The sequence below is a fragment of the Christiangramia lutea genome (assembly GCF_022489035.1).
GTDB lineage: Bacteria > Bacteroidota > Bacteroidia > Flavobacteriales > Flavobacteriaceae > Christiangramia > Christiangramia lutea.
Genome location: NZ_JAKVTV010000003.1, coordinates 393,729 through 412,513, shown reverse-complemented (window position 1 = coordinate 412,513; position 18,785 = coordinate 393,729). Strand labels below are relative to the sequence as shown.

16 protein-coding genes are annotated in these 18,785 nt (G+C 39.9%); 11 read left to right on the top strand and 5 right to left on the bottom strand.

The window, feature by feature from the left end; genetic code table 11:
* Nucleotides 1-20: 20 nt before the first annotated feature.
* A complete protein-coding gene (locus ML462_RS11230; protein ID WP_240713912.1) occupies nucleotides 21-1,964 on the bottom strand; it encodes a thrombospondin type 3 repeat-containing protein in 1,944 nt (647 codons plus the stop codon).
* A gap of 355 nt (nucleotides 1,965-2,319) precedes the next feature.
* Here ML462_RS11230 and ML462_RS11225 point away from each other — a divergent pair, with 355 nt between their 5' ends.
* The 4 genes from ML462_RS11225 (at nucleotide 2,320) to eutC (ending at nucleotide 6,526) form a co-directional block, all read left to right on the top strand.
* Nucleotides 2,320-2,955, top strand: a complete 636-nt coding sequence (locus ML462_RS11225; protein ID WP_240713911.1) for an alpha/beta hydrolase — start codon at nucleotides 2,320-2,322, stop codon at nucleotides 2,953-2,955.
* A gap of 88 nt (nucleotides 2,956-3,043) precedes the next feature.
* A complete protein-coding gene (locus ML462_RS11220; RefSeq protein WP_240713910.1) occupies nucleotides 3,044-4,312 on the top strand; it encodes an Nramp family divalent metal transporter in 1,269 nt (422 codons plus the stop codon).
* Between the two features lie 94 nt (nucleotides 4,313-4,406).
* Nucleotides 4,407-5,774, top strand: a complete 1,368-nt coding sequence (locus ML462_RS11215; protein ID WP_240713909.1) for an ethanolamine ammonia-lyase subunit EutB — start codon at nucleotides 4,407-4,409, stop codon at nucleotides 5,772-5,774.
* Nucleotides 5,771-6,526 carry an ethanolamine ammonia-lyase subunit EutC gene (gene eutC / locus ML462_RS11210; RefSeq protein WP_240713908.1) on the top strand — a complete coding sequence of 252 codons (756 nt, stop codon included), beginning with the start codon at nucleotides 5,771-5,773 and terminating at the stop codon, nucleotides 6,524-6,526. Before ML462_RS11215 ends, eutC begins: the two co-directional genes overlap by 4 nt.
* Before the next feature lie 324 nt (nucleotides 6,527-6,850).
* Here the strand turns inward: eutC and dnaK are convergent, their stop codons facing one another.
* The gene (gene dnaK / locus ML462_RS11205) at nucleotides 6,851-8,776 is read right to left on the bottom strand and encodes a molecular chaperone DnaK (RefSeq protein ID WP_240713907.1); all 1,926 of its coding nucleotides are present in this window, start codon (nucleotides 8,774-8,776) and stop codon (nucleotides 6,851-6,853) included.
* A gap of 215 nt (nucleotides 8,777-8,991) precedes the next feature.
* On the opposite strand from dnaK, the gene ML462_RS11200 reads away from it, so the two are divergent.
* From ML462_RS11200 to ML462_RS11185, 4 genes are all read left to right on the top strand, one after another.
* A complete protein-coding gene (locus tag ML462_RS11200; RefSeq protein WP_240713906.1) occupies nucleotides 8,992-10,425 on the top strand; it encodes an L-serine ammonia-lyase in 1,434 nt (477 codons plus the stop codon).
* 15 nt (nucleotides 10,426-10,440) lie between these two features.
* A complete protein-coding gene (locus ML462_RS11195; RefSeq protein WP_240713905.1) occupies nucleotides 10,441-11,139 on the top strand; it encodes a CPBP family glutamic-type intramembrane protease in 699 nt (232 codons plus the stop codon).
* Between the two features lie 106 nt (nucleotides 11,140-11,245).
* Nucleotides 11,246-12,250, top strand: coding sequence for an alcohol dehydrogenase (locus tag ML462_RS11190; RefSeq protein ID WP_240713904.1), 1,005 nt, complete (start codon nucleotides 11,246-11,248; stop codon nucleotides 12,248-12,250).
* A 92-nt stretch (nucleotides 12,251-12,342) separates the two neighbouring features.
* Nucleotides 12,343-13,371, top strand: a complete 1,029-nt coding sequence (locus tag ML462_RS11185) for a formylglycine-generating enzyme family protein (RefSeq protein WP_240713903.1) — start codon at nucleotides 12,343-12,345, stop codon at nucleotides 13,369-13,371.
* Here ML462_RS11185 and ML462_RS11180 read toward each other — a convergent pair.
* The gene (locus ML462_RS11180; RefSeq protein ID WP_240713902.1) at nucleotides 13,368-13,826 is read right to left on the bottom strand and encodes a nuclear transport factor 2 family protein; all 459 of its coding nucleotides are present in this window, start codon (nucleotides 13,824-13,826) and stop codon (nucleotides 13,368-13,370) included. The two genes, ML462_RS11185 and ML462_RS11180, sit on opposite strands and share 4 nt — an antisense overlap.
* Before the next feature lie 65 nt (nucleotides 13,827-13,891).
* Between ML462_RS11180 and panB the strand changes: the two genes are divergently transcribed.
* Genes panB through ypfJ form a run of 3 tightly spaced genes read left to right on the top strand, consistent with a single transcriptional unit; the run spans nucleotide 13,892 to nucleotide 16,321 of the window.
* Nucleotides 13,892-14,710: a 3-methyl-2-oxobutanoate hydroxymethyltransferase gene (panB, locus tag ML462_RS11175; RefSeq protein ID WP_240713901.1), complete on the top strand. Its 819-nt coding sequence runs from the start codon at nucleotides 13,892-13,894 to the stop codon at nucleotides 14,708-14,710.
* A gap of 14 nt (nucleotides 14,711-14,724) precedes the next feature.
* Nucleotides 14,725-15,423 carry an RluA family pseudouridine synthase gene (locus tag ML462_RS11170; protein ID WP_240713900.1) on the top strand — a complete coding sequence of 233 codons (699 nt, stop codon included), beginning with the start codon at nucleotides 14,725-14,727 and terminating at the stop codon, nucleotides 15,421-15,423.
* A 55-nt stretch (nucleotides 15,424-15,478) separates the two neighbouring features.
* Nucleotides 15,479-16,321, top strand: a complete 843-nt coding sequence (gene ypfJ / locus ML462_RS11165) for a KPN_02809 family neutral zinc metallopeptidase (protein WP_240713899.1) — start codon at nucleotides 15,479-15,481, stop codon at nucleotides 16,319-16,321.
* A 16-nt stretch (nucleotides 16,322-16,337) separates the two neighbouring features.
* Here the strand turns inward: ypfJ and ML462_RS11160 are convergent, their stop codons facing one another.
* Nucleotides 16,338-17,207, bottom strand: coding sequence for a DMT family transporter (locus tag ML462_RS11160; RefSeq protein WP_240713898.1), 870 nt, complete (start codon nucleotides 17,205-17,207; stop codon nucleotides 16,338-16,340).
* 10 nt (nucleotides 17,208-17,217) lie between these two features.
* Nucleotides 17,218-18,762: a hypothetical protein gene (locus ML462_RS11155; protein ID WP_240713897.1), complete on the bottom strand. Its 1,545-nt coding sequence runs from the start codon at nucleotides 18,760-18,762 to the stop codon at nucleotides 17,218-17,220.
* Nucleotides 18,763-18,785: the final 23 nt, after the last annotated feature.

Below are 18,785 nucleotides of genomic sequence, written 5' to 3'. Positions count from 1 at the left end.
GTTTATAATTTAATGGAAATCTAATTTCCTGAAAGGGTCGCACTACTGGAGGTCCTCCATTTTCTACTGGTTATCTCAACGCTACTTCTTATTGGCGTTGTATCTATCTTGGCCACACCACCAAGAACGTGAGTGTTTGTCGTGTCATAGAAAAGAGCGAAGTCTCCTTCTCCAGGTTCAATAATGGAAGCGCAGGCGATCGACAATCCGTCTATACCTTGCATGATGGGATGACTTCTAATCGATTCAGAAGGTATCACGATTGGTGGCTGACCATTGAACTCCAGGCAGTCTACATAACCTCCTGTATTTCGTAGCACGGCACCCATATTAATCAGGAATTGATTTTCTACGGCAATGCCTCCACCATAATAAAGTTCGTGTTCTCCCATGAAAATGATTCTTCCTCCTTCTGAAGCAAATGCTTTCAGGGTATTGATCTCTTCAGTAGTATAATGATAATTAGGCATAACCAGCATGATCACCTTCACATCTTCAGGTATGCTTGTTAAAGATCCATTTGTTGAGCTAACATCTAAGATGGAAAAGCCTTCACCCTGGATCACGTTACGCATTGTTCCCCATATTCCCTCACATTGAGGGCAGGCAGAATTTTTACCCTGGTCGAACATTATAGTTCTTCCATCGTTTCTGCTACCTGTAGTTGTAAAATTCACGAGATTTTTAACAAATTGAACATTATTAGGATCTTGCATGGAGTTCTCATCGAAAATATTGGCATCATTTAAAACAACAATATCTCTACCCGGTACCTGGATGCTCTCACAACCTACTTCATCTACTTCAACACCAGGATCTGTATCTGGACATTCATCTACATCATTTGGAACTCCATCGCCGTCATCATCATTACCAGGTTCGCAGGCATCACCTACTCCATTATCATCTGAATCTTCCTGGTCTGGATTGGCCACGTTAGGACAGTTATCATCTGCATCGGGAATACCGTCTCCGTCAGAGTCTACCGGTATGTTGCTATCATCACAATTAAAAAAAGCGTGGAAGTATTCTGAGGTCTCACCGTCCTCATTCAATAGTGCCTGAATATCGTTAAAACTCCAGGTTCCACTGATCATTTCTCCACTGGCTGATCCATAATTATCTTCCCAATCTAATAATGTAGCTTCATAGTATAAATATGGTGCGTCATCTGCTTCTTCATTCTGAGGTCCTGGTATGGCAAGACAAAGTGGATCTGCATAGAAATCTCCATCTTCTCCAGTTACAGGAATTTCTCCAGTGTAAAGCGGAATTCCATTGGCCGAAGAACCATAATAAATATCAAGGCTGTAATTAGCAGTGTAGTGTCTTCCTTCATCTGAGCAAAAATTAGCGAAGAAACAAACCTCATAAATCACTTCCGGAGTAATATCGAAGAACTGATAACCGTATAAATTCACTAACCTGTCATCGAAACACAGAACATCTACATTAATATAATTCTTAGATCCTGCCCTAAGCTCCCAGCTAAATGGAAGTGGTGTATCAGAAAATCCTGCATAATCGCTTCCGGTCATAGGGGCTGCCCAGATAATTTCTCCGGGAGCATCATCAACATTCGTCCAAACGAAAAACTCATTCAGGGTTACAGATACTGTATTGGATCCGCTAGGAATGGGAATTTCAAGGTCTTCATCATAGGCCGTGAATAACCCATTCTCATCTTCAAGAATCTCTACTATCACATCTACTTGTGTATCATCATCTCCATAAGTCAATGAAATTTGTGCAAACCCAGGTGCTTCATCACTACAATCTGGTAAACCGTCAAGAGACTGCCTGTTTTGCTGGTTTGTAAATTCATTTAAAACCGGACCAAGATGAACCATGGCTACATTTTGATTTTGCAGATCATCTGGTGCTACCTTGTCGTCTTTACTACAGGAAACTACGAGAGCAACAAGAAATGCTACCAGCATTCTTTGAATACTAATTTTTTTCATAATAATTTAATTGAATGGTTAATAAAAAAATCTTTATCCTTCTTTAATCTATAGACTCGATCGAAGAATTATCAGGGGGGAATAGGGATCAAATAATATAGCGCAGCAGATTGTTCAAAAAATGGGGAAGGGCATTTGAATAAGATCTAAAATTATTGAATGATTCAGCTTAATCGTATGGGTATTATCCCCTATTTCTTTTCACCCTTAGTTTATATAAAGCATCCCATTTATGGTAAAAATGCTTTAAAGAGCCTGTCTTTTTCTGGATTTCCGCAGAAATAGTTTTCACACGGTTAGGATTTCTGAGTCAAATCTTCCGTATTTTTTTATTATTGCTGATTAAAGCCGCAACATGATGAACGAAAAACAAATTTCTTACGAGATAACTAATACCTATAACACCCTGAACCAATACACCCACAGGACGAAATGCGTCTGGTTGATTTTTCATGGAATTGGATATCTAAGTAGGTACTTTTTGAAATATTTCAAACATCTGGATCCTGAAGAAAATTTTATCATCGCTCCGCAGGCTCAATCCAAATATTACCTGAATGGTGAATATAAACATGTAGGAGCTTCATGGCTTACCAGGGAAAATACCGAACTTGAAATAGAGAATATGCTCAAATATCTGGATGCTATTTATGAAAATGAAAATCTTCGCGAGGTTGAAAATCTAAATATTATGGGTTATTCCCAGGGAGTTTCTGTCGCGAGCAGGTTTGTTGCCCGGAGAATGATACCATGCAAAAATCTCATTTTACATTCAGGAAAGTTGCCCCAGGAGTTGAGAACCGAGGATTTTGAATTTCTAGAGAATACCAGTTTTAATTTTATTTACGGAACTGAAGATGAATATTTAAGATCTGGAGTGGTGAAGGTTGAAGAAGACCGCCTAAAGAAAATTTTTCCAAAAAATCTAAAGATACATACTTTCAATGGTGGCCATGAGGTCAACACTGAATTGATCTCAAAATTTGCTTAATTTGTCCCAATTCTGATAAAATTTTCGTCATTCTGAACTTGTTTCAGAATCTTTTGAAATAAAATTGAATCAGACTTTAGATAAAAATATGAGTCAGAATTTAACCTCAAAAACATCCATTCTTAAAACGATGGGCCCCGGATTTTTATTAGCCGGTGCTGCTATTGGCGTTTCTCATCTGGTGCAAGCTACCCGTGCAGGTGCAGATTATGGTTTCCTTCTCATATGGGTGCTCGTCCTGGCTTGTGCAACCAAATATCCCTTTCTGGAATTCGGGCCTCGGTATGCAGCGGCGACCGGGGATCATTTAATTACCGGGTATAGAAAATTAGGGAAATGGCCCTATAGAATTTTTATTGTGGTCACGGTAGGAACCATGTTCATCATTCAGGCTGCCGTAACCATTGTCTCTGCTGGGCTCGCAGAGGTACTTTTCAGCATGGGCTGGTCCATTTTTACCTGGAGCTTTATAGTTCTGGGAATTTGTATCGCCTTGCTTTTAATCGGTAAATATTCCGTATTAGACAAAACGATGAAAATCATTATTAGCCTTCTGGCCATCGCTACATTGTCTGCCGTAATTTTTGCTTTTGGAGACGGAAGGCTTGAAAATGCTATTTCCTTTCCTGCGCCAGACATCTGGAATAAAGCAGGGATCGCCTTTATTATATCGTTTATGGGATGGATGCCTATTCCCCTGGACGCCTCGGTATGGCATTCCATCTGGACTAAGGAAAAAGCTGAAGGAAATAATAAAAGAACCAGCGTAAAAGAGGCGTTTGCCGATTTTAATATTGGCTTTTTTGCAGCTGCCTTTATCGGAATACTATTTCTGCTCATGGGAGCTTTGATAATGTTTGGAAGCGGACTCAGTTTTTCAAGCAATGGCGTAGAGTTTTCTGGTCAGCTGATAGACATGTACGGAAAAACGCTAGGCAACTGGAGCAGACCGGTTGTGGGAATAGCAGCCTTTATTGCGATGTTCTCCACTACCCTGGCCGTCACCGATGCTTTCCCAAGAGTGATCTCCGAAATCCTTGCTGAAAACAAAATTACAGATGATCATTCTAAAAAGAGACGATGGAAAAACTATAAGATCAATGTTTTTCTGATCCCGTTATTAGCGCTATTGATCCTCTATTTCTTCGGAACTTCTTTTACTGCCTTGATCGACTTTGCGACGGCAATTTCCTTTTTATCGGCCCCGGTCATAGCCTGGTTCAACTATAAAATCGTAACCGGAAACCAAATGCCTCCAGGCGATAGGCTTGGAAAAACCTATAGAATTTTCAGCCTCTTCTGTTTTGCCATATTAGTGGTTTTTGCAGGAATTTATATTTATACCCTAATCGCTTAAACTGGTTTACCCAGGATTAAATAAAACTTAAAAGCCATAATTGCCCCCTCTCCGTTCCTGATTCTTTGTAAATTAAGTTCAGGTTCAGGGAATTATGGCGTACAAGTTTACTCTTAGCGGAAAAACATACTCTTTCAAAGATCTTAAAACGGTTCTTGCGAAAGCAACTCCGGCCAGATCTGGTGACGCTCTTGCAGGTATCATGGCTGAAGACAATAAAGAACGAATTGCTGCGCAGCATTGCCTTTCTGAAATTCCGCTGAAAAAATTTCTCGAAGATTTGCTGATCCCTTATGAGAATGATGAAGTTACCCGTCTAATTATAGATGATCATAATGCTAAAGCTTTTGAATCGATTTCAGGCTTAACGGTTGGAGAATTTCGGGATTACTTACTTTCTTATGAGGTCGATGGCGAGATTCTACAAAAATTAGCCTTGGGAATTACACCGGAAATGGCGGCAGCGGTTTCCAAGATCATGCGAAACCAAGATCTAATCTCGGTAGCCCAGAAAATTGAAGTGGTCACTAAATTCAGAAATACAGTTGGTAAAAAAGGGCATTTTTCGATACGTCTTCAACCCAATAACCCTTCAGATGATCCAAAGGGTATAGCCGCCAGCATCATCGACGGACTTATGTACGGCTGTGGTGACGCGCTGATTGGCATTAATCCGGCAACCGATAATCCGCAGGAAGTTTCTAAATTATTAAATCAGCTGGACGATTTCCGGCAACATTATGAAATCCCTACCCAGAATTGTATTTTAAGTCATCTAACCACTACCCTTGAAATTATTGATAAAGCGCCGGTAGATCTAATTTTTCAATCCATTGGTGGCACCGAAAAAATGAATTCATCTTTCGGAATAGATCTGAAATTGCTTAAGGAAGCTTATGACACTGGAACAGAATTAAACCGGGGAACTATCGGAAACCAAATGATGTATTTTGAAACGGGACAGGGTTCTTCGCTTTCAGCAAATGCGCATCATGGTGTAGATCAGCAAACCCTGGAAGCCCGTGCCTATGCGGTAGCCCGAAAATTTGATCCTTTTCTTGTAAATACTGTGGTTGGTTTTATTGGTCCAGAGTATTTATATGACGGCAAGCAAATAGCACGTGCTGCATTAGAAGATCATTTCTGCGGAAAACTGCTTGGATTACCCATGGGTTGCGATGTTTGCTATACCAATCATGCGGAAGCCGACCAGGATGATATGGATTCCCTTTTAACCCTTTTAGGTGTTGCCGGATGTAATTATTTTATGGGAGTGCCCGGAGCCGATGATATCATGCTGAATTACCAGTCGACTTCCTTCCATGATGCTATGTACCTCAGGAAAGTCCTTCATAAAAGACCAGCACCGGAATTTGAAGAATGGCTGCTGAAAATGGGCATTATGGATGAAAGGGGAAATCGAAATGAAATTTCGGAAGAAATTCTAAAACTGAAATCATGAGTAAAGAAATTTCACATAAAAGCTATCTGCAAAAAGATCCCTGGGAGAACTTAAGGTCTCTTTCTAAAGCCAGGATCGCTTTGGGAAATTCAGGAGGCAGTCTTCCAACAAAAGAATTACTGAGCTTTCAGGAAGATCATGCGTTTACCAAGGACGCAATTTATTCAGAACTAAAAGAAAAAGAATTACTGGAACAACTGAAGGAATTCGATCTACCAGTTTACCAATTTCAAACCAAAGTTTCAAATAGAAAGGAATATTTACAACGGCCAGACCTGGGTAAAAAACTGTCAAATAATAGGAATACTAAGAAATCAGAAAATTTCGATATACTATTTATCCTGACAGACGGTCTTGCTGCAGAAGCCATAAATGAAGGGGCAATTCCGTTGCTTCGGGAGATCATTCCAAAACTTAAAAATGATCGTAAGATTGGATTATGCCTGGTAAAGTATGGCCGTGTGGCTATTGGGGATGAAATTGCAACATCTCTTAATGCTATATTTACAGCAGTCTTAATTGGAGAACGGCCGGGTTTATCTTCACCCAAAAGCATGGGAGTTTATACCACCTATGATCCCAAACCGGGAATCACAGATGAAAGACGAAACTGTATTTCCAATATACATGAAAATGGATTGAGTATTGATCGAGCTTCAAAATTACTTCAATACTTTATCAAGGAATCTTTCCGAAGAAAATTGAGTGGAGTGAAATTGAAATCAGGGAATTCAGGAATTATTGAAAAATAACTATTTCGTCATCCTGAACTTTTTTCAGGAACTATTGAGAAGCTGAAACGAGTTCAGCTTGACGCAGTAAGAACGATTATAAATCAAATATTAATTTTAGTGTCATTTCGAACGAAGTGAGAAATCTCTTTAAATTCTAAAAAAAGATTTCTCAATCGCTTTGCTTCTTCGAAATGACTTAAACAAAACAAGCGTCATCCTGAACTTGGTTCAGGATCTAAAAGAAGCTGAAACGAGGTCAGCTTGACGGATCAGATGAGTCATACAGAACAAAAAAAGCCCCGCATTGCTGCGAGGCTTTCTTAACTTATTGTGATTTGAAGTTTATTTTACCTCCTCAAAATCTACATCTTCTACATCATCTCCGCTCTTGGCGTCTCCACCTTCAGCTCCGGTTGCACCTTGTTGCGGTCCACCTGGCTGTCCGTTTGCTCCGCCCTGAGCTTCTGCCTGTGCTTTATACATTTCTTCTGAAGCAGTTTTCCATGCTTCGTTGATCTTGTCTAAAGCAGGCTGAATAGTTTCAACTTCTTTAGTTTCGTAAGCTTTTTTAAGCTCTTCCAATGCTTCCTCGATTGGCTTCTTTTTCTCATCAGAAAGTTTATCACCAAATTCTTTCAACTGCTTTTCAGTCTGGAAGATCATTGCATCAGCTTCATTCAGCTTATCAACTTTCTCTTTTGCTTTTTTATCAGTTTCAGCATTTGCTTCAGCCTCTTTTTTCATTTTCTCGATTTCCTCTTCGGTTAATCCTGAAGAAGCTTCAATACGAATATCCTGAGACTTACCAGTTGCTTTATCGGTCGCACTTACTTTAATGATACCGTTGGCATCAATATCGAAAGTCACTTCAATTTGAGGAGTTCCTCTTGGTGCTGGTGGAATTCCGTCTAAGTGGAATCTACCAATTGTCTTGTTATCTGCGGCCATTGGACGCTCTCCCTGAAGTACATGGATCTCAACAGATGGCTGATTATCTGCCGCTGTAGAGAAAGTCTGTGACTTCTTGGTTGGAATTGTCGTGTTAGCTTCGATAAGTTTAGTGTTAACTCCTCCCATAGTTTCAATACCTAGAGAAAGTGGAGTAACGTCAAGAAGCAATACATCTTTTACGTCTCCGGTAAGTACACCACCCTGGATAGCTGCACCAATTGCAACAACCTCATCTGGATTCACTCCTTTAGAAGGTTTCTTTCCGAAGAAAGACTCAACCTCTTCCTGGATCTTAGGAATACGGGTTGATCCACCCACAAGAATTACCTCGTCGATATCGCTCTTAGAAAGACCTGCATCGCTGAGCGCTTTTTTCACAGGCTCCATAGATCTTGTTACCAGTTCTGAAGCTAATTGCTCAAATTTAGAACGAGTGATAGTCTCTACAAGGTGTTTTGGTCCGCTTGCGGTAGCAGTTACGTATGGAAGATTGATCTCTGTTTGAGAAGAAGAAGATAATTCGATCTTCGCTTTCTCAGCAGCTTCTTTCAATCTCTGAAGTGCCATAGGATCTTTTCTAAGATCGATGTCTTCAGCTTTCTGGAAATTATCTGCAAGGTAATCGATCAGTACTTCATCAAAGTCATCCCCACCAAGGTGAGTATCACCATTAGTAGAAAGTACTTCAAATACACCATCACCTAGCTCAAGAATAGAAATATCGAAAGTACCACCACCAAGGTCATACACAGCGATCTTCTGATCCTGAGATTTTTTATCCAATCCGTAAGCAAGTGCTGCTGCGGTTGGCTCGTTAATAATTCTTCTTACTTTAAGACCTGCGATCTCACCAGCTTCTTTTGTTGCGTGACGCTGAGAGTCATTAAAATATGCAGGTACGGTAATTACCGCTTCGGTCACATCCTGTCCAAGGTAGTCTTCAGCAGTTTTCTTCATTTTTTGAAGTACCATTGCTGAAAGTTCCTGTGGGGTATAAAGACGACCGTCAATTTCTACACGTGGAGTATCATTATCACCTTTCTTTACAGTATAAGGTACTCTTCCCGCTTCTCTTTCAGATTCAGAAAACTTGTTCCCCATAAATCTTTTAATAGAGGAAATTGTTTTCTGTGGGTTAGTTACCGCCTGACGTTTCGCAGGATCACCAACCTTTATCTCTCCACCTTCTACAAATGCGATTACAGAAGGTGTAGTTCTTTTTCCTTCGGCATTAGGTATCACCGTTGGCTCACTACCTTCCATTACGGCAACGCAGGAGTTTGTGGTACCCAAGTCAATTCCAATTACTTTACTCATAACTATATAACTTGTTTTTTTACGTTAGTCTATCAATTTTACAGTCACAAGAAGTCAATCATTATGCCAGCACAATTCTTCTGACAGACTGTCACAATTTTCTAAACAGCCTGTCATTGGAACAATTCACCCGGGACAATAAGGATATAATTTTCTCAAATTATCATGGGCAGGATTAACAAATCCTTATTTTTGTTTCCAAATTGTTATTCTGAATGCGAAAAATAGAATGCATTAGCGTTTTTGACATGCTTAAGGTTGGAGTTGGACCTTCAAGTTCTCATACTCTTGGCCCGTGGAGGGCCGCTCAACGATGGGTTGGAGAACTCAAAAAGAAAGGTCGTTTTGACGAGGTTGAAAGGATTCATGTAGATCTTTATGGGTCTTTAAGTCTAACCGGAAAAGGTCATGCGACAGATATTGCTACTCTTCTTGGTTTATTAGGCCACGACCCGGTAACTATGGAAATTTCGATCTTAGAATCTGAGATTGAAAGGATCAAAGAAACCGGAAAACTTCGATTTAATGGAGAAAGAGATATAGCTTTCAGTTTTACTGAAGACGTGAAATTTAACCGAAAATTTCTCGAATTTCATCCTAACGGAATGACCTTCAGGGCCAGTCTTCAAAATGGCAAAAAAACCTCCTCTTCTTTTTATTCTATAGGTGGCGGATTCGTTGTTAAAAAGGAACGAAAGAATGCTAGCAAGAAAATGAAGAATTTCCAGGAATTTCCATTTCCTATTGAAAAGGCTACTGAACTTCTCGCTTTTTGCAAATCTGAAAATAAACCAATTTCTGATATTGTTCTGGAGAATGAGCGCTCATTAAGGACTGATGAAGAAATTGAAGCTAATTTCAAGCAGGTGTGGGATACGATGCTTGAGTCGATGTATATAGGCTGCCATACTGAAGGAACTCTTCCGGGCGGCCTCAATGTTAAACGCCGCGCCTTTGAAATGCATCAAAGATTGATCGGCGATACCAAATATACCGGAATTGAAGACTGGATACCCGCTATTCGTCAAACCGAAGTGAAATTCCGTCAAATATTAAAATGGGTGAGCTGTTTTGCACTTAGTGTGAATGAAGTAAATGCATCCCTTGGACGTGTGGTTACGGCTCCTACAAATGGTAGCGCTGGTACCGTACCCGCTGTGATGATGTATTATATGTGTATCGAAAATCACGATGCAACTTTCGAAGATCTAAAAAGATTTATGTTGGTTGCAGGTGAAATTGGAAGTCTGTTTAAGAAAGGTGCCACGATTTCTGCCGCGATGGGTGGCTGCCAGGCAGAGATTGGAGTGTCTTCAGCAATGGCTGCCGGAGGTTTAACTGAATTACTTGGAGGAACTCCCGAGCAGGTACTTATGGCCAGCGAAATCGCCATGGAACATCATTTGGGACTTACCTGTGATCCTATCGCCGGACTGGTTCAGGTTCCCTGCATTGAGAGAAATGCCATGGGCGCCATAAAAGCCATCAATGCTGCTGAGATCGCTATGGAAAGTGATGCGAGCCGTGCTAAAGTGCCTTTAGATAAAGTCATAGAAACCATGTGGGAGACCGCTAAGGATATGAATAAAAAATACAAGGAAACATCTGAAGGTGGCCTCGCTGTTAAGGTTAGTTTAAGTGATTGCTAAAAACGCATTCAAAATTTGAATTTATTAAGAGAGAATAATCTGGGGGCTAAAGTAAAAAACCTTTTCAGGAATTTTGCGCTGATGATCCTGTGCTATTTTGCCTTCTTTTTTATCCTCCGAATTCTTGATCTTTTCATCTTTGATCTGGACCTTCAGAAGTATGAACAAATGGAGATCCTGAAGATCCTGGAAGAAAATCCTTTAAAATTTATCTTTCTGGCCGCTATCGCCGCACCAGTAATCGAAGAAAGTATTTTCAGAAGCATCCTGAAACCCACGCCTATAAGCATAAGGATTTTTTTCTGCGCTTTAATTTATATTTTTGGTTTATTTATCATTCCAGAGGAGGCCCACTGGCTATTAAAATTTGGTCTTTTATTAAGCACCATCCTTTTCATTTTTTACGCTTTGGGACAACTCGTCCCTTCTAAAGTATATCATACCATCTGTTACTGGCTACACAAGTATTATTTTCTTATCTGGATTGGAGGAGCAATAATATTTGGTTTCGTACACATCTATAACTATGTAGATACTTTTCAACTGGACCTGGTTTTGATCCTAATGATATTTCCGAGGATCATCGCCGGCTACTTTTTTGGGAAGGTGAAACTGGAGAATAAAAGCCTGTTATGGCCAATTTTGCTACACAGCATGAATAATTCTATGGTTTTAATATTTGTTCTACCATTTACCCTTTCCCATTTAACATAGTCTTAAAGCATTTTTGCTTCCTCGTTTCGTAACTTCTGCTGGCAAAAATTTTATGTAGAGTTTCTAAATTTGGAACTCTTCAAAACCAATTCAAATAAATTGAATAATGAAAGCAGCAGTTATTGAAAAAGCCGGAGGCGATTTTATTATAAAAGACGTAGATAAACCCAGTCCTACTGAAAATGAAGTATTAATTAAGGTAGAAGCCTGTGGGATTTGCCACAGTGATAATTTCGTAAAAGCCGGTGGATTTCCGGGACTTGAATACCCTAGAATTCCTGGCCACGAAGTCGTAGGTATTGTTGAAGCAGTTGGTAAAAATGTGTCAAATTGGGAAAAAGGGCAACGTGTAGGAGTGGGCTGGCATGGAGGACATTGTTTTGAATGTGAGCCGTGTCGAAGAGGCGACTTTATTAACTGCCAGAATGCAAAAATTAGTGGTATTTCCTATGACGGAGGTTATGCCGAATTTATGGTCGCTCCCAAAGAGGCCATCGCCGCAATTCCAGATGAGCTCTCATCAGCTGATGCCGCTCCCTTGCTCTGTGCAGGAATTACCGTATATAATGCTTTGAGAAATTCTGGTATTCGTGCAGGTGATGTAGTCGCGGTACAGGGAATTGGCGGACTTGGCCACCTGGGAATTCAATATGCTAATAAAATGGGAATGAAAACAGTAGCGATTTCACATAGTAATGACAAAGAAGATCTGGCGAAGAATCTAGGTGCCCATCACTTCATCAATACCGGCGAAAAAGATGGTGTTGAAGAACTTCAGAAGCTGGGAGGCGCTAAACTGATCCTGGCTACAGCCCCTCACAGTGATGCTATTTCTGCCGTGGTGGACGGCCTTGGTGTAGATGGAAAACTTTTAATGGTCGCCGCTACAGGGGAACCAATTGAAGTTTCTCCCATGCAGTTATTGATGGGGAGAAAATCTGCTGCCGGATGGCCTAGTGGAACCGCCATAGATTCTGAAGACACTTTGAATTTCAGTGCAATGACAGGTACCAAACCCATGATCGAAGAATTTCCACTGGATAAAGCGAATGAAGCATTTGATAAAATGATGAATAATAAGGCAAGATTCAGAGTGGTTTTAAAACCATAAGAACTAGAATGCTAGCCTGTTGAACCGGAAGATCGAGCGATTGATTTTCCGGTTTTTTTATTATTATATTTGCCGGCATATCATCAAATTTTATGTCATCCAGATCTATTTTTTTAGTTTTTTCGATCGTAATTCTGGCTGTTTCCTGTAAGGAGAGCCAAAAGTCAGCTCCAATATCCGTCATTGAAGAAAAACCAAAGCCGGTATATACAGATTATCACCGGCAATATCTAAGAGAGATATCTTACATAGAAACCAGGAAGGATTCAGCTTCTACCATTGGAATGACCAGAATTTCTGGTGGTAAGTTTATGATGGGTGGCGATAATGATCAGGCTAGAAAAGATGAATTTCCAAAACATGAAGAATCGATAAAGGACATTTGGGTTGATGATACCGAAGTGACTAATGCGCAATTTCGAGAATTCGTGGAAGCTACAGGATATGTAACGACAGCTGAACGTTCTTTTGAAATTAAAGGAAAAAAATATGAACCGGGAGCCCTGGTCTTCGATCCATATAATCCGGAATGGTGGTGGAAGTTTGTAAAAGGAGCCAATTGGATGAATCCAACCGGGCCTGATAGTGATATAATTGGAAAAGACGATCATCCCGTGGTTCAGGTTTCCTGGTATGATGCCATGGCCTACGCAAAATGGGCAGGGAAAAGGTTACCTACCGAAGCTGAATTTGAATATCTCAACCGGGCAGGAAACGACACCCTAATTTATAACTGGGGAAATGAACATGAAAAAGCCTCGGAAATGGTTAATTTCTTCCAGGGTAGCTTTCCTAAGCAAAACTTAAATGAAGATAATTTTGAAAAAACCGCTCCGGTAAAAAGCTTCCCTGCTAACCCGTTCGGGCTCTATGAAACTTCAGGAAATGTATGGGAATGGTGCCTGGATACCTACCATCCAGACGCCTATTCAAGGACCGGAGAAAGAGTGGACGGCTATTTCCGGGATTTTGTGAACATGGAGCAACAGAAAGTTATCCGTGGAGGATCATTTTTGTGCAGCGAAAGTTATTGCACCGGCTTTAGAAATGCCGCCAGGATGAGTTCTGCCCCAGATACCGGACTTGAACATACTGGTTTTAGATGCGTTAAGGATATTTAATCGCAACCTTCTTTAGTTCTTGTATCGATTAAATGAACGATTTTCCACGCCCCGTTGAAATTAACTAGTTGAAAACTATTTACACCACAATGACTGAAATTCCCATTGTAATAAAATGAATAGGGAGTAGTCACCGTAGCTAGTAATCCATTCTTTTCTACCCTAAATCCAAGAAGTTTCTCTTCAAAACTGGCTTCAGCAGGAATTGAAGCTATGCTTTTTAAAAATTCGGAATATCCATTTGAACTCAGCTTTGTATTTCCATCAGCATCCTTTGAGACCGATTCCATTTTTGCACCCGGGTACGCAATTTCACTTAGAGTCAGGGTGTCCTGCCGGTGAAAAGCTTCAAAGAAATCCTTAACCATTTGTTCAGGAGTGTTTTCAGCAGAGCTGTTTTGTGCGAAAACAGCAGTATTTACAAGTAATAGCAAAGCAATAATAAAATTCTTCATGCTTAAAGTAGTTTTGAATGTGGCCAACGAATTTACTACTTTTACTCAAATTTAAAATCAAGCAAATGTCTGTTGCAAAAAAGGAATACAAGCGAATCACAGTTAAGTCACTTGTAGAGATGAAATCCAATGGTGAAAAGATAAGTATGTTAACTGCTTACGATTTTACCATGGCTCAAATTGTTGATGGTGCTGGGATCGATGTAATCCTTGTGGGTGACTCTGCCAGCAATGTCATGGCCGGGCATGAAACTACACTGCCCATCACCCTGGACCAGATGATCTATCACGCGACCAGTGTGGTTAGAGCCATAAACCGAGCATTAGTGGTTGTAGACTTACCCTTCGGAAGTTATCAAAGCGACCCGAAAGAGGCCCTTAGGTCTGCTATCAGGATCATGAAGGAAAGCGGCGGACATGCTGTAAAGCTTGAAGGTGGTAAGGAAGTAAAGGAAAGTATAAAGCGTATCTTACATGCCGGAATCCCGGTTATGGGCCATTTGGGCCTTACTCCGCAATCCATTTATAAATTCGGCACTTATACTGTAAGAGCAAAAGAAGAACAGGAAGCTGAAAAGCTGAAATCTGATGCTAAGATGTTAGAGAAAATGGGATGTTTTGCCATAGTTCTTGAAAAAGTGCCGGCGCAACTCGCCAAGGAAGTAGCTGAAAGCATTACCATTCCTGTAATCGGAATTGGTGCCGGAAACGGAGTTGATGGCCAGGTATTGGTTGTTCATGATATGCTTGGCATGACTCATGAGTTTAATCCAAGATTCCTTAGACGCTATGCCGATCTTCACGGAGAAATGACCAAAGCTTTCCAAAATTATCGAGATGACGTAAAGAGTCAGTCTTTCCCCTCAGATAATGAACAATATTAATTGAAGTTAGAAAGTTGAGTTCAGAGAAAACACTTTCCAATAAAAATAATCTTCAGGTCTTACATGAGGATAACCATATCATCATTGTAAATAAAAGACCCGGAGATATTGTACAAGGCGATAAGACCGGCGATAAACCTTTAAGCGAGGTAGTAAAGTCTTTTCTGAAAGAAAAGTATAACAAACCAGGAAATGTTTACCTGGGAGTTGTTCATCGTTTAGACCGTCCAACTAGCGGAATTGTAGTATTTTCCAAAACTTCAAAAGCACTTCCAAGACTCAATAAACTTTTCCAGGATAAAAAGGCAAAAAAAACTTACTGGGCTGTTGTGAAAAATCCACCAGCAAACGATTCCGGAGAACTTATTCATTGGATGAAAAGAAATTCTAAGCAGAATAAATCTTATGCTCATATAAAGGAAGTTCCCGATAGTAAAAAAGCAATTCTGGATTACAGGATGAAAAAAAAGCTGGACAATTATTACCTCCTTGAAATTGATCTTCACACTGGAAGACACCATCAAATTCGCAGTCAGCTTTCCGCGATAGGATCACCAATTAAGGGTGACCTGAAGTACGGTTTTGCCCGCAGTAATAAAGATGCGAGTATTCATTTACATTCCCGGGAATTAAAATTCATGCATCCCGTTAAAAAAGAGCCTATCCATATTATCGCCCCACCTCCTTCAGACCCAATCTGGGACGCTATCTAAAAAAATTAATCGCTTTAAAGGTTTTAATTAGTATTTTTAATTAAAACTTTTAAAAATGAAATGGCGAGGTGGCAGACAAAGCGATAACATGGAAGATCGCAGGGGTTCTTCCGGTAGAGGAAAATTAATAGCTGGCGGGGGAATTTTAGGATTGATCTTCGTAATTGCCCAGTTCGTCCTAAGCGATGGAGACATTTCGGTATTAGAACAACTTGATCAGCCTTCCGCTCCAACAGAATCACGTGAACTTACTCCTGAAGAAAAGGAACTTGGAGAATTTACAGCTACCGTTCTTGCCTATACTGAAGATACCTGGAACATGATTTTTTCTCGAAATGACCTTCAGTATCGCGAACCGGGATTGGTACTTTTCTCTGATGCTGTTCAAACAGCCTGTGGAGGTGCTTCCTCAGCGAGCGGACCTTTTTACTGTCCCGGTGATCAAAAAGTTTATATGGATCTCGACTTTTTTAAGGAATTAAGGAATCGTTTTGGCGCTAAAGGAGGTGATTTTGCGATCGCTTACGTGATGGCTCATGAAGTAGGTCACCATGTTCAGAATTTACTGGGAACAGCTTCAGAAGTTCGAAGATTGCAACAACAGGTAGGCCGAAATGAAGCGAATGAATTGTCGGTTGCCCTGGAACTACAGGCCGATTTCTATGCCGGCATCTGGGCACATTACAATAAGGAATTACTTCAGGAAGGCGATATAGAAGAGGCCTTAAGTGCGGCCAATGCTGTTGGTGATGACGCTATTCAAAGACAGACCACTGGAAGGGTGAACCCGGACTCTTTTACACATGGGACTTCAGAACAACGTATGAAATGGTTTATGCGCGGATACGAATCTGGTGATTTAAGCCTGGGGGATACTTTTAAAGAAATTCTGAATTAATTATTTATGGTATTCATTATTTCTTTTTAACAGATAACAAGCTTTCAATTACCACCGCACCTATAATTAGGCTTCCCCCTACTACCGTCTTTAAGGAAGGGATCTCAGCTAAAAAGATCGCTCCAAGGACAATTCCGTAGACCGGCTGAATACTGCTCATGATACTTGCCGCGGTTACACTAAAGTTCCTGAAACTTTTCAGAAATAAAGTATGCCCGATACATGTAGTAAGAACAGCAAGTATAAGGAGCGGTTTCCATTGCTTCAAAACACTTTCAAATTCAGCAAAGAAAATTGCAGGAAAAAGACATATTGCGATCACCAGAATCTGGTAGAACATCAAGGCCGTTCCATTGTATCGTTCAACTTCTCGTTTCATCAGCAAGTTTCGGAACGAATAAAATACAGCCGAGGCGATCCCAAATAAGATAGCGAGGAAATAGTCATTTTCAAGATCAAATTCCGGACTTAAAAAATAGATCCCAGTTAACACCAGCAATCCTAAGCCTATGTGCACTTTATTGAATTTTATTTTGAAAAGGATCGGCTCTAAAAATGCAGTTATAACGGGATATGTAAAAAGCGATAATAAGGCAATTGCTACGCTGCTGTATTGAAGGGAATAAAAATAGGTGATCCAGTGCGCTCCCATTAAAAGTCCTCCAAGGATCATTTTAAAAAAATCTTTCTTATTGTCAATATTAAGATCGATCCTTTTCCATTTGCAGAAAAGATAAAATACGATTACAGCCAGCAAACATCTATAAAAAATCGTAATAATCGGAGACAAGGTGATATATCTACCCAAAGCTCCTGAAGTACTAATTAATAGTACAGCAAGGTTTAATTGAAGAATGTTGGTAAGGTGATTGTTTTTTACAGGCAAATCAGGTTATTTATCTCGAATACTCCTTACTTTTTTCCATAATGATCTCCTGTACCGGTCTGTTCTCAATATTGCTCTCGAGCCAGGAAATGATATCCAGGTAAAGAAAAGCCCTTCTTTCATAAGGATGGTCTTCAAATTTTTTCAAGGTTGCATGAAGCTTTCTAAATTCATCTTTAATATTCAGCGGAGAAACATCAGGCATATTTCTCAGGAACTTGATCATTTCCTTTTGAACTTCATGAAGATCATCCATTTTAATAAGGAACTTATAAGTAGACTTCACCAGGCTATCTAGGTGATAATCCAGGCCGGCCTCATAATGGGCCACCAGATTCAATATCCTGGAAAAACACATAAGATCTTCCCTCATTTCAAGAGATTTATTATTGATGATCTTCTTAAGGTATTCGATACATTTTCGATTATTCCCATCTCCAAAATACAAACAGGCGATCTTATAGTAGAAAACCATGATATGATGTTCATCGATTCGCCCATTGAATTTAGTGATCTTTTGATTAATCTTTTCCACCAGCTCATCTGAATTTCCAAATTCTCCTTTCATGAATCGAAGGTTCAACTTATTGGAATACACATACAAAAATGATAGCGCTGAAATATTATCATTATGTGGAATTTTCGGGTCTCGCAGCGAATTTTCAAGTTCCCTGAGAGTTTTCTCGAAAAGATCGGTATGGCTCATATAGAACAATGATTCCAATAAATAATGATTACCCTTTAGGTATGAAACCGGATGTATTGGAATCAAATGCTCATATTCTACAAAAAGATCTTTCCATTTCATGGAATATCGGTAACATCCCAGGAAATCTTGGATTAGGAAACTGTACCATAAATGGGCTTTGTAAAGCCATAATTTCTCCTTAAAACCAAGCTTTTTAAAATCATACTCTGGTATTTTTTTTTGAAAATAATCCTTAATCCCCTGTGCCTCCTCTTCTGTACGGCAATAACCCATTTTCAGGAAAATTGAATAAAGCTCCAGTGACAGGTTGGAAAGTTTTCCTGAGACAAGGTTCAAACGGTTTAGCTCCTCTGTCTGTTTTATAAGGGTATCAGCCCGGTTGTTCATACTTCGGGTGATATATTGAGATTCAATGATCTTTTCAAGTTCCAGGATCTCATAAGCCACGTTCTTTTCCTCATAATTTAGAGCGAGAGATTTAACCTTATCCAGGATCTTCAGACTTTGCTGATACAACCCCTTGTGATATAAAATGTAAGCAAAATCCAACTGTTCCCTTATTTGAACCGGAACACTCTGGTGAGCCGGATTCAAACGAAGCGAAATTAAAAGCTGTTTGTAAAGATGTGTTTTTACGTTGGAAAGCTGAAGCTTTGTGATCCTGGTACTCTTCAGAATTTCAGCTTCATCATACTTCTTTTGGCGTGACATAACCTTATATAAATTCAGAAATTTGGAATCTGAATTCACTCCTACCCTTCCAACATACAGAGAAAACTGTCTTTTTTCTGAAGCTGAAAGAGATTTTATTAAAGAAAACAGGTTTTCGGTTAAGTCATTGGTCATTGTAAATCAATATTTTATAAATA